Origin of the sequence: Geobacillus proteiniphilus (assembly GCF_001908025.1) — a bacterium.
Classification (GTDB): Bacteria; Bacillota; Bacilli; order Bacillales; family Anoxybacillaceae; genus Geobacillus; species Geobacillus proteiniphilus.
The window spans coordinates 37,916-49,883 of sequence record NZ_MQMG01000012.1; the positions used below are offsets into that span (position 1 = coordinate 37,916).

Sequence of the window (11,968 nt, forward strand, 5' to 3'; positions counted from 1 at the left end):
ATCATTCTCTTTCTATAATCAATCATACCATAACAAAAGCGCCGGCGAAAAAGACAGAATTCTTTTTCGCCAGCGCCGGCACTCATGATTGAAGGAGACGGCGCGCAGTGTCGACAAGCTCGCTGACCGGCACATCGAACGTCTCGCCTGTTTTCCGCACTTTTACTTCCACAACGCCTTCGCCCGCTCGCTTGCCGACGGTGACGCGGAGCGGAATGCCGATCAAATCGCTGTCGGCAAACTTCACCCCGGCCCGTTCGGGGCGGTCGTCATACAACACTTCAAACCCAGCCTGTCCGAGCTTTTCATACCACTCTTCCGCCAACGCACGCTGTTCATCGCTTTTTGCGTTCGCTGTCAGCAAATGGATGTGAAACGGCGCGACCGAAGCCGGCCACACGAGCCCGTGTTCGTCAGCAAACTGTTCGGCGATCGCGGCCACCAATCTTGATACGCCGATGCCGTAGCAACCCATGATCATCGTCTGCGTTTGGCCGTTTTCATCCAAATAGACGGCGTTCATCGCTTCGCTGTATTTTGTCCCCAGCTTAAACACATGCCCGACTTCAATGCCGCGGGCGAAGCGGATCGTCCCTTTGCCATCTGGAGACGGGTCGCCTTCTTTTACGAAGCGCAAATCGGCGTATTGACTGACGGCAAAATCGCGGCCCGGGTTGACTCCGATGTAATGGTATCCTTCCTCGTTCGCACCGCAAACGCCGTTGACGATGGCGGCGACAGCATGGTCCGCGATCACAGTGACGTCTTCGCTGACGCCGATCGGGCCGAGCGAGCCGATTGGAGCGTTCATCACCCGCTCCGTTTCTTCCGGCGTCGCCAATTCGACGACCGTCGCGTCGAGCACGTTTTTCACCTTCACCTCGTTCGCTTCATGATCACCGCGGACGAGAACGAGCACATAGCGGCCGTCCACATTGAACAAAAGCGATTTGATGCAGCGCTCCGGCGATATTTGTAAGTGCGAAGCGACTTCAGCGATCGTTTTTTGCCCCGGCGTCGCCACTTTTTTCAATTCGGCTGGCGGCTCATCGCTTTTTTCGTACGTCGCCACGACCGGCGCCATCTCGATGTTGGCGGCATAGTCAGACGCATCGGAGTAGGCGATCGTATCTTCGCCGATGTCCGAGAGCACCATAAACTCATGCGTATCTTTGCCGCCAATCGCCCCCGAGTCGGCGATGACGGCGCGGAAGTTCAATCCGCAGCGGCGGAAAATGTTCGCATACGCCTCATACATGTTGTTGTACGTTTCATCCAAGCTTTCTTTCGACGTATGGAACGAGTAGGCGTCTTTCATCATGAACTCGCGGCCGCGCAACAGCCCAAAACGCGGACGCTTTTCATCGCGGAATTTCGTTTGGATTTGATACAAGACAAGCGGCAGCCGCTTGTACGTTTTCACTTCGTCGCGGACGATCGCCGTGATCATTTCCTCATGCGTCGGCCCGAGGGCGAAATCGCGCTCGTGCCGGTCTTTTAAGCGCATCAGCTCCGGCCCGTACGAGTACCAGCGGCCGGACTGCTGCCAAAGCTCAGCCGGCTGCAAGGCCGGCATGAAGAGCTCCATCGCTCCAATCCGGTTCATTTCCTCGCGAATGATGGCTTCCACTTTTTGCAAAACACGCTGCCCAAGCGGCAAAAACGTATAGACGCCGCTTGCACTTTGACGAATGAAGCCGGCCCGCAGCAGGAGCTGATGGCTTTTCACTTCCGCATCCGCCGGCACTTCACGCAACGTCGGAATAAATGCTTGACTTTGTCTCATCCATTAGCCACCTCGTTTTCTCTCTATAGGAAAAATTTTTGAATGTCATTCCATGTCACAACGAGCATGAGCAGCATAAGCAGGGCGAAGCCGATAAAATGGACCATTCCTTCTTTTTGCCGGTCGACCGGCTTGCCGCGCACCGCTTCAATGGCGAAAAAGAGGAGCCGCCCGCCGTCTAGCGCCGGCAATGGCAACAAGTTGACAATCCCCAGGTTGATGCTTAAAATCGCGCCCCATTTCATCAAGTAGTAGATCCCGGACTCAGCAACTTTGCCGGTCGATACGGCGATGCCGACCGGTCCGGACAGCATGTCAAGCTGAAACTGGCCGGTGATCAATTGGCCGAGCCCCGTTACAATTTCCCGCGTCCAGTAGTACGTCTCAACCAGCCCTTGCTTGATCGAGCCCAACACCGATTTTTCCATCGGCTGATAGACGCCGATCAAGCCGATCGTCTCCCCTTGCACCGTTTTCGCCTCCGGAGTGACCGTCACACTCCGTTCTTTCCCATTCCGCTCAATTTGAAACTGAAGCGGTTCTCCCGGATGGGCGCGAATCGTGTTGACGATTTCCGTCCACGTTTCCATCCGTTCGCCGTTAATGGCGATCACTTCATCCCCTTGCTTCAAGCCGGCAGCGCGCGCCGCTCCTTCCGGCGTCAGCTCGCCGATCACCGGCTTGTCGACCGGATAGCCTTGCAAAAGGCCGATGATGATAAAGACAACGAGCGACAAGAGAAAGTTGGCGAGCGGTCCGGCCAAAATCGTCATCGTTCGCTGTCCGAGCGTTTTTGCCGCAAATTGGCGATGGTACGGGGCGATTTGAATCTCTTGGCGGTCGACGACGAAAAATGCCGGCTCCTTGACCGTAAACCGCTCGAACCGCTCGCCGTCCGTATAGCCGGTCACATACATTCCATGCTCTAAATCAGCCTCTTCCACTTCCACAACGCGGATATTCGGATAATCGTCCTTATGGTTGAGGACGATTTTTTCCACTTGGCCGCTGCCATCAAGCAAGAGGCCGACGACTTGCCCCCGCTTCAATTCAATCGTCTCCGGGTCTTCGCCGGCCATGCGGACGAAGCCGCCAAGCGGGAGAAGGCGGATCGTGTACACCGTTTCGTTTTTCTTAAACGAAAACACTTTCGGCCCGAAGCCGATGGCAAATTCGCGGCACAAAATGCCGGCCCGTTTTGCTAGCAACAAGTGGCCGAGCTCGTGAAAAAAGACGAGGGCACCAAAGACGATGATAAATGAAATGATCGATTCCAACGTTTCAACCACCTTTATGATAGTAGTGAGCGAACGTAGGCGCGCGCGTCCGCATCGATTTCGCGAATGTCCTCAAGCTGCGGATCGCTCACTGGCCGATGGCGCTCGAGCGCGCGTTCAATCCACTCCTCGATGGCCAAAAATGGAATGCGCCCGGCTAAAAACGCCGCCACCGCCTCCTCATTGGCCGCATTCAACACCGTCGGCAGCGAGCCGCCGCGCTTGCCAGCCTCATAGGCGAGACGCAAACAGCGATAGCGGTCGAAATCAACCGGGGCGAAATGGAGCGCCCCAAGCGAGATTAAATCAAGCGGCTTGGCGGACGGGAGCGGCAACCGCTTTGGATACGCAAGCGCATATTGGATCGGAACGCGCATATCCGGCTCGCCGAGCTGGGCCAACACGCTTGTATCGCGAAACGCAACGAGCGAATGGATGATGCTTTCTCGATGCAAAACGACCTCGATCCGCTCATACGGCAGCCCGAACAGCCAATGAGCCTCAATGACCTCAAACCCTTTATTCATCATTGTCGCCGAATCAATCGTAATTTTTGCCCCCATCGACCAGTTCGGATGGCGGAGCGCCTCCTCGACCGTCACATGAGCGAGCTCTCGGCGCGTCTTGTCGCGGAAGCTGCCGCCGGATGCGGTCAGAATGAGTTTGTCAACTTGTTCAATCTTTTCTCCTTGCAGACATTGAAAAATGGCGGAATGTTCGCTGTCAACCGGCAACAGCGGCACGCCGCGCCGCTTGGCTGCAGCCATGACGAGATGTCCGGCGACAACGAGCGTCTCTTTGTTGGCGAGGGCGATCGCTTTTCCCGCTTCAATCGCCTTCAGCGTCGGCACGAGGCCGACGCTGCCGACGACGGCGGTGACGACAACATCGGCTTGTGGGCAAACGGCCGCTTCAATCAATCCTTCCTCCCCGTACACGATCGCCGTCCGCCCGCGGTACTCGCGAGAGAGCACTTCATACGCATCGCGGTCAGCGACGGCGACAAGACTTGGGGAAAATTCAGCGATCAGCCGCCTCGCCGCCTCGATATTTTTCCCGACCGATGCGGCGGCCAAGCGGAATTCGTCCGGATGGGCGCGGATGACATCGAGCGTCTGTGTGCCGATCGATCCGCTCGCCCCTAATATACTAATATATTTCAATCGTTTCACTCCTCACCCACTTATCGTGCGATTTCAAGCAATATGTACAACAGCGGCAGCACGAACAGCAAGCTGTCAAACCGGTCTAAAATGCCGCCATGTCCCGGCAAAATCGCCCCGGAATCTTTGACGCCGTAATGGCGCTTAAATGCCGATTCGATCAAATCGCCGAGCTGACCGAACGCCGACAGCAGCAACGCGACGCCAAGCGCAGCCGCCAAACTGCCAAACGGCGCCGCCGCCCACTCGTAAATCGCAGCGACAACAGCCGCGGAAGCGATGCCGCCGATGGCGCCTTCCACCGTTTTTTTTGGGCTGATCTCCGGCCATAGCTTGCGCCGGCCAAACGCGCGGCCAAAGAAATACGCCCCAATGTCAGTCGCCCAAATGACAAACAAGGCATAAACGAAGTACACGAACCCAACCAAACGAACAGCGCCGAAACAGAAAAACCCTACGCCGACATAGACGACCGCCAAAACGACAAACGCCGCCTCATCGAACGAGAGCGCATTTTTCGTCACGACTGTGCCGACAAGCAGCAAAAAAGCCAAAGCGGCGAGCACGCCAAATTTGGCGGTCCCAGACGCCAACCACTCGCCGCCGTAACGGGCGGGAACGAGCAACAGCCAAAGGGCGATCAATCCAGCCGCCCCGACAAACGACAACGGGTGCATCCCTTTCATCCGCAACAATTCAAACAGCCCAATCGTGGCCAATATATATGTTACTATTATAAACGGAAATCCGCCAAAAATAACAATCGGCAAAAAGAGCGCCGCCGCTATGACTCCGGTGATGATTCGCTGCTTCATCGCGCTGACACTCCTCCAAATCGGCGGTCGCGCCGCTGGTAAGCGGCAATCGCCTCTAAGAAATGTTGCTCCGTAAAATCCGGCCATAAGACATCCGTAAACCAAAGTTCCGTATACGCCAACTGCCAAAGCATGAAATTGCTCAAGCGAATCTCCCCGCTCGTACGGATGAGCAAGTCAGGGTCAGCGAGCCCGCTCGTCATCAAGTACGAGGAAATGAGCGGCTCGGTGATGTCTTCCGGCGCGAGCATCCCGCGTTCAACGTCTTTGGCGATCTGCTTTACGGCGGCAGTGATTTCCGCCCGGCTTCCATAATTAAGGGCAAAGTTTAACACAAGGCCGGTGTTGCCGCTTGTTTCCTTCACGGCTTTCTCGACCGCCCGGCGCGTATGATCAGGCAGCGCCTCCGCATGACCGATCACTTGGACTTTGACATTTTCGGCGACGAGCTCGGGAAGAAACGTCGTCAAAAACTGTTCCGGCAGCTTCATCAAATAATCGACTTCACTTTTCGGACGTTTCCAGTTTTCTGTCGAAAACGCGTAAAGCGACAAAATCTGAATCCCCAGCTCATTCGCAAAACGAGTGATTTTGCGCACAACTTGCATGCCTTCGTAATGGCCGGCCGCCCTTGGCAGCGCCCGCTTTTTCGCCCATCTCCCGTTTCCGTCCATAATGATGGCGACGTGGTTCGGCATCGGATGCCTGAGCACCTCTTCTTTCGTCACCGGGACGTCTTTCTCTTTTGTTTTTCGCATTTTATTGAACATACGAGTCCTCCGGGATCGTGTTTTGCCTTTCCATTATAGCAAAAAAACCCTCCATCAACATAGAGGGTTTGCATGGTTTTGCCTATACTTCCATCACTTCTTTTTCTTTTTCTTTTGTGATGGCGTCAATTTTGGCGATGTGGTCATCGGTCAGCTTTTGCACTTCGTCCGTGTAGCTGCGGAGCTCATCTTCCGTAATCTCGCCGTTTTTCTCGAGTTTTTTCAATTCATCGTTCGCATCGCGGCGGATGTTGCGCACCGCGACTTTCGCGTCTTCTGAATACTTTTTGACAAGCTTCGCGAGCTCGCGGCGCCGTTCCTCGGTGAGCGGCGGAATGACAAGACGAATGACCGATCCGTCATTCGATGGCGTCAGCCCTAAATCCGATGCTAAAATCGCTTTTTCCATTTCTTTAATGGCCGATTTGTCGTACGGCTGAATGACAAGCAGCCGCGCTTCCGGCACACTGATGGAGGCCAGTTGGTTGATTGGCGTCGGCACGCCGTAATAGTCAACGGTTACTTTCTCAAGCAGCCCTGCGTTCGCCCGTCCGGCGCGAATGCTTGCCAGCTCGCGGGTGAACGCTTGCACCGCTTTATCCATCTTTTCTTTCGCCTGTTGGATCACTTGCTTTGCCATCGTTATTTCCCCCTTACGATCGTTCCGATGTTTTCACCTAACACAGCGCGTTTAATATTGCCTTCTTCCATAATCGAGAAGACGATGAGCGGAATGTTGTTGTCCATGCAAAGCGAGGAAGCAGTCGAATCCATGACGCCGAGCCCTTGCTTGATGACGTCCAAGTACGACAGCTCATCGTATTTGACCGCATTGGCGTCGACGTTCGGGTCGGCGCTGTAGACGCCATCGACGTTGTTTTTCGCCATTAAAATGACGTCCGCCTCGATTTCCGCCGCCCTGAGCGCCGCGGTCGTATCGGTCGAAAAGTACGGGTTGCCTGTGCCGGCGGCGAAAATGACAACTCGTTTTTTCTCAAGATGGCGAATCGCCCGGCGGCGAATGTACGGTTCAGCCACTTGCCGCATTTCAATCGATGTTTGCACCCGTGTTTCCACGCCGAGCTGCTCAAGGCTGTCCTGCAAGGCGAGGGCGTTCATCACCGTCGCCAACATGCCCATGTAATCGGCCGTCGCCCGGTCCATGCCCATTTCGCTTCCTGTTTTTCCACGCCAAATGTTGCCGCCGCCGACGACGATGGCGACCTCGACGCCCAGTTCAACGACTTCTTTCACTTGTTTGGCGATCGACTGAATGACCGCCGGATGAATGCCAAACCCTTGCTTTCCGGCGAGCGCTTCTCCGCTCAACTTTAACACGACGCGTTTGTATTTTGGCTGTTCCATGTCCAACCTCCATGATGCGAATCACTTTGAAAAACAGGGAACACGCGCGTGTTCCCTGTTGCGGTCCGTCATTGTTTTCTGACTTGGCTCATCACTTCTTCTGCAAAATTGTCTTGGCGTTTTTCGAGCCCTTCGCCGACTTCGTAACGGATGAACTGCTTGACTGTTGCTCCGTTCGATTCGACGTATTGGCGCACCGTCACATCCGGGTTTTTCACAAACGCTTGCTCGAGCAGGCAGACGTCTTCGTAAAACTTGTTCAACCGGCCTTCGACCATTTTTTCAACGATTTTTTCCGGCTTGCCTTCGTTTAAGGCTTGCTGCTTCAACACTTCGCGCTCATGCGCGATCTCTTCCTGCGGCACGTCGTCGCGCGAGACGTATTTCGGATGAAGCGCAGCAATGTGCATGGCGACATCTTTGGCGACGTCTTCGCTCGCATTGCCGGCTAATAACGTTAATACGCCGATGCGCCCACCCATGTGCAAGTACGCACCGAACGTTTCGCCGTCCGCTTTATTGACGACGGCAAAGCGGCGAAGCGTAATTTTTTCACCAATTTTGGCGATCGCTTCGTTGATGTAGTCTTGAACGGTCGAACCGTTGTCCATCGTTTGACCGAGCGCTTCGTCAAGCGAAGCCGGCTTTTGTTTCAGCAAGTGGGCGGCCAGCTCTTTGACAAGCGTTTGGAATGCTTCGTTTTTCGCAACGAAGTCCGTTTCCGAGTTCACTTCCAAAATGACGGCGGTATTGCCTTCCACCGCGATGTACGCCATTCCTTCGGCCGCGATGCGGTCCGCTTTTTTCGCCGCTTTGGCAATCCCTTTTTCGCGCAGCCAGTCGATCGCTTTCTCCATGTCACCGTTCGTTTCGGTGAGCGCCTTTTTGCAGTCCATCATGCCTGCGCCTGTTTTTTCGCGCAGTTCTTTCACCATTTGTGCTGTAATCGCCATAAAAAAATCCTCCTTCTCATTGTCCCGTATATGTATCGGTGCCGGCAGCGGCTCCCCGTTTTGCCCTTATTCGTTAGTATAGCCAAAAGTTGCTCATTTCTGTCTCAAAAAAAGGTGATAAAAGGCTTTCCCCTCTTATCACCTTTCTTGAGCATCGTTACTCTGCCGCGACGGCCGCTTCTTCGCCTTGTTTCGCTTCAAGCACTGCATCGGCGATTTTTGAAGTCAACAGCTTGACGGCGCGGATGGCGTCGTCGTTGGCCGGAATGACATAGTCAATTTCATCCGGATCGCAGTTCGTGTCGACGATGCCGATGATCGGGATGTTCAGCTTGCGCGCCTCCGCCACCGCGATCCGCTCTTTGCGCGGGTCGATGACAAACAACGCATCCGGCAGCTCTTTCATGTCTTTGATGCCGCCCAAAAACTTCTCAAGACGCTCTTTTTCTTTTTTCAAGCCGATGACTTCTTTTTTCGGCAGAACGTCAAATACGCCGTCTTCTTCCATTTTTTCAATTTCGCGCAGCCGTTTGATCCGTTTTTGGATCGTGGCGAAGTTCGTCAACGTGCCGCCGAGCCAGCGTTGGTTGACGTAAAACATACCGCAGCGTTCCGCTTCTTCCTTCACCGACTCTTGCGCTTGCTTTTTCGTGCCGACGAACAAAATTTTGCCGCCGTTCGCCGCCAATTCGCGAACGAAGTTGTATGCTTCCTCGACTTTTTTCACCGTTTTTTGCAAGTCGATGATATAGATGCCGTTGCGCTCCGTGAAAATGTATTTTTTCATTTTCGGGTTCCAACGGCGCGTCTGATGTCCAAAGTGGACGCCAGCTTCAAGCAGTTGTTTCATCGAAATAACCGACATGTATGCTCCTCCTGTTTCCTTAGTGGTTTTTGGTCCTCCGCCTGCCTCATCTTTCAGCAAGACTGGCTGAGCCAGCACCGTTGCTGAAATCATCAGGCGTGTGTATTCACACCATGAAAAATATATCACAACTATCAGCCGCAATCAAGCTGTTATTCGCCTATTGATCCGTTTTTTGCGCAAATTTGAGCCATAGCTCGACTTCCGTTTTCCCTTTGCCGAGCTGTTTGGCAATTTCTTCAACCGTCGCCCCTTCCGCATATAGACGGCGAGCGAGCTCACTCGCGTCGGCTGGTCGGGTGAATGAAAGTTCGAGCACATCCTTGACCGCTCCGATGTCTGGAAAATAGCCCGGAGCGGCGCTTGGGCGGCTTGTTTCTGCGCGTTTTCGGGTTTCTCCCCGCTCCGCCGGCTCGTTTTCTCCCTTTTTTGCTTCCGCCGTTCGCTTTTCGAACCCCGCTCCGATTTCACCGCCTCCTGCCCCCGGCATAGACGCCGTCTCTTCCCCGCTCGTGCCCCGTTGCACACTGGGCGCACTGTTCGTTTCCGGTGCAGAAACCAATGGAGCCGCTCCGCTGCCAAGCAATGAGTCAAGCTCAGCCAAAAAGCGCTCGTTTTCTTCCTTCCAGGCGGCGAGATAAGCGGTCATTGCTTCCTCGATCTCCTCGGCCCGCCGCTCCGCCTCGCCAAGCCGCGACAGACGGAGGAAAAGCACAATGATCAACCAAAACGACAAGGCGTGCAGCAGCAAACTGATCGTTAGCCAAAATGCCATCATGATGTTCACTATCCTTGAATGTCGATCGTTTTTCCTTTATAAGGGTGTCCTCCAAAACGGGACGCCTCCCCCTCGAGGCGGGCGCTCGTTCGTTTATCCGTCACCCGACGGCGCGCACGCTCCGCCCGCTTTTCACCGGCAGTTGCCATTTGCGCCTGCACCGCATATGAGTGTTGTTGCGTCGAGGCCTGAATCCTTTCCGCGTCGGGCGCTTTCGGCATGACGCTTTGCAACGCTGGAAGCTGGATGTCCATCGCTTTTTCTCTCCCCTCATTGCTCTTTTGCAAAAAAGCGGCGCAGTTTCCAAAGCGCTTTCGCATGAATTTGCGAAATTCTTGATGTCGACAAATGCAAAAGGCTCCCGATTTCTGTAAACGTCAGCTCCTCTTTGTAAAACAAACTGATGACGAGCTGTTCTTTTTCATTCAGCTGTCCGATGGCTTCAGCCAGCTTTTCGATCATTTCCTGCTTGACGATTTGCTCCTCGGGAAGCGGAGCGCGGTCGTCGCGAACCGCCAACAGTCCTTCGTCTTCGTCGACGGTCGTCTGCCCGAGCGGCAGCCAATGGGAAAAAAACGTTTCACTCGCCGCCGCCTGCACTTCCTCTTCTGTCATCCCGAGCTCAGCGGCGATCTCTTTCGCCGTCACCGATCGCATATGCCGCTGTTCGAGCCGCTCGATAGCTTCCTCAATTTTTTTTGCCTTATCGCGCATGCTGCGCGGCAGCCAGTCTTCTTTGCGCAAGCCGTCTAAGATGGCGCCGCGGATGCGGAACGAGGCGTACGTGTCGAACTTCAAATCACGCGATGGATCAAATTTTTCCAACGCATCGTATAAGCCGACGAGTCCAAGGCTGACGAGCTCGTCTTTCGGCACGGAGCTCGGCAGCGTCGCCGAAAGCCGCTGCACGTGGTAGAAAACAAGCGGCATATAGCGCTGCACCAGCTCCTCGGCCGCGTGGCGGTCACGGCCGTTGATCCATTCATCCCAGTATTTCCGTTCTTCGCCTTTTAGCGCGCTTCCCATCATTCTCCCCCTTGCCTTGCGGAAACGGCGCATCCCGGTCATATTTCCTTTATTTCTTGAGCGGCGGTGCGGATGGAGAGCACGCCCGTCTGCGGATTAAATTCGATCGTGCGGCCGCTATGGCCCCCGACATCTTCGGCGACGACCGGAATGTGAAGCCGCTCGAGCTGCTTTTTCACTTCCTCCACATTGCGCGCGCCGATGCGCATCATATCGCCGCCAGCTGTCGAAAACGAAAACATTTGCGCCCCGCCGGCCAGCTTCGCTTTCAGCATCCCTTTCCGCCCGCCGGCGGCAATGACGAGCTGAGCGAGCGCCTCGACCGCCGTATCAGCGTATTTGGCCGCATTGATGACTCCGCCGCGCGCCATCGAGGAATGCGGAAGCATGACATGCGCCATGCCGGCAACCGCCTTGCCTGCATCGTAAATGACGACACCGACGCACGACCCGAGTCCGCATGTGCGGATGACATTCGGCGCTATGACGACCTCCATTTCCGCAATGCCGATTTTGACAGCCTGCGCTGTGCTCATAGACCATCCACACCTAGCGCTCGAAAGATGGTGGAAAACGACTCGGGGTCAGGTAGAAGAAAGAAATGGCCGTTGATGCTTTCATCCGGGCGCCGTTCATCGTAAATGGCTGTGTCGATCAAAATGGCGTAATCGCCAACACGCGACAGCTCAAGCAATCCGAACGACAGCACAGCCCCGATCATGTCGATGGCCAATGCCGGCACGGACGGGTGCAAGTTGAGCCGCGTAAAGTCAGCCAATGCCGACAAATACGAGCCGGCTAAAATATTGCCGAGCTCCTGAAGCGCCGAGCAGCCAAGCTCATGGGCTTCTCCTTGAAACGAAAATGAGTCATCGCCAATCATCCGGCGGACAAACCGTTCAGCCTGTTCAGGCGGCAGCACGAAAAACATGTTTCCCGGCGCTTCTCCTTCGATGCGCAAATAGACGCACGCCACTACTTGTTCCGGTCCACCGATTGATTCCATCATTTCGGCAAACGTCGCAATTTGAACGCGCGGCACCGCCATTTCAATTTTTTTGTTTAGCAACGTCGACAAAGCCGTCGCCGCGTTGCCGGCGCCAATGTTGCCGATTTCGCGCAAAATGTCAATATGCATCCCCGTCAAGTTGCGAATATCGTCCAATGTCA

The 11,968-nt window shown here is 54.9% G+C and carries 14 protein-coding genes; all 14 read right to left on the reverse strand.

The annotated features are described in order from the left end of the window. Window positions 1–82: 82 nt before the first annotated feature. The 14 genes from BRO54_RS05995 to BRO54_RS06060 all read right to left on the reverse strand — a co-directional run bounded on the left by BRO54_RS05995 (window position 83) and on the right by BRO54_RS06060 (window position 11,963). Window positions 83–1,786 (reverse strand): proline--tRNA ligase, encoded by a 1,704-nt coding sequence (locus BRO54_RS05995; RefSeq protein WP_013523414.1) that lies wholly within the window; start codon window positions 1,784–1,786, stop codon window positions 83–85. Window positions 1,787–1,809: 23 nt separating this feature from the next. Continuing rightward, a complete protein-coding gene (gene rseP / locus BRO54_RS06000; RefSeq protein ID WP_176202387.1) occupies window positions 1,810–3,075 on the reverse strand; it encodes an RIP metalloprotease RseP in 1,266 nt (421 codons plus the stop codon). A 2-nt stretch (window positions 3,076–3,077) separates the two neighbouring features. Next, entirely contained in the window at window positions 3,078–4,226 is a 1,149-nt protein-coding gene (gene dxr / locus BRO54_RS06005) for a 1-deoxy-D-xylulose-5-phosphate reductoisomerase (RefSeq protein WP_033025097.1), read from the reverse strand. A 20-nt stretch (window positions 4,227–4,246) separates the two neighbouring features. Beyond that, entirely contained in the window at window positions 4,247–5,041 is a 795-nt protein-coding gene (locus BRO54_RS06010; protein ID WP_033025096.1) for a phosphatidate cytidylyltransferase, read from the reverse strand. Next, a complete protein-coding gene (locus BRO54_RS06015) occupies window positions 5,038–5,811 on the reverse strand; it encodes an isoprenyl transferase (protein WP_014195472.1) in 774 nt (257 codons plus the stop codon). Before BRO54_RS06015 ends, BRO54_RS06010 begins: the two co-directional genes overlap by 4 nt. 82 nt (window positions 5,812–5,893) lie before the next feature. After that, window positions 5,894–6,451, reverse strand: coding sequence for a ribosome recycling factor (gene frr / locus BRO54_RS06020; protein WP_011230752.1), 558 nt, complete (start codon window positions 6,449–6,451; stop codon window positions 5,894–5,896). A 2-nt stretch (window positions 6,452–6,453) separates the two neighbouring features. Further along, on the reverse strand, window positions 6,454–7,176 hold the full coding sequence (pyrH, locus tag BRO54_RS06025; RefSeq protein WP_074043414.1) for a UMP kinase: 723 nt from the start codon (window positions 7,174–7,176) through the stop codon (window positions 6,454–6,456). A 68-nt stretch (window positions 7,177–7,244) separates the two neighbouring features. After that, a complete protein-coding gene (gene tsf / locus BRO54_RS06030; protein WP_011230750.1) occupies window positions 7,245–8,129 on the reverse strand; it encodes a translation elongation factor Ts in 885 nt (294 codons plus the stop codon). A 157-nt stretch (window positions 8,130–8,286) separates the two neighbouring features. Beyond that, window positions 8,287–8,994, reverse strand: a complete 708-nt coding sequence (gene rpsB, locus BRO54_RS06035) for a 30S ribosomal protein S2 (protein WP_021322279.1) — start codon at window positions 8,992–8,994, stop codon at window positions 8,287–8,289. A gap of 160 nt (window positions 8,995–9,154) precedes the next feature. Continuing rightward, complete coding sequence (locus BRO54_RS06040) at window positions 9,155–9,772, reverse strand: hypothetical protein (protein ID WP_074043427.1); 618 nt, start codon at window positions 9,770–9,772, stop codon at window positions 9,155–9,157. 8 nt (window positions 9,773–9,780) lie between these two features. After that, window positions 9,781–10,026 carry a hypothetical protein gene (locus BRO54_RS06045; protein ID WP_074043415.1) on the reverse strand — a complete coding sequence of 82 codons (246 nt, stop codon included), beginning with the start codon at window positions 10,024–10,026 and terminating at the stop codon, window positions 9,781–9,783. A gap of 16 nt (window positions 10,027–10,042) precedes the next feature. After that, window positions 10,043–10,798 (reverse strand): FliA/WhiG family RNA polymerase sigma factor, encoded by a 756-nt coding sequence (locus BRO54_RS06050; protein ID WP_074043416.1) that lies wholly within the window; start codon window positions 10,796–10,798, stop codon window positions 10,043–10,045. Window positions 10,799–10,836: 38 nt separating this feature from the next. Next, window positions 10,837–11,334, reverse strand: a complete 498-nt coding sequence (locus BRO54_RS06055) for a chemotaxis protein CheD (protein WP_074043417.1) — start codon at window positions 11,332–11,334, stop codon at window positions 10,837–10,839. Continuing rightward, complete coding sequence (locus tag BRO54_RS06060) at window positions 11,331–11,963, reverse strand: chemotaxis protein CheC (RefSeq protein WP_011230744.1); 633 nt, start codon at window positions 11,961–11,963, stop codon at window positions 11,331–11,333. Before BRO54_RS06060 ends, BRO54_RS06055 begins: the two co-directional genes overlap by 4 nt. Window positions 11,964–11,968: the final 5 nt, after the last annotated feature.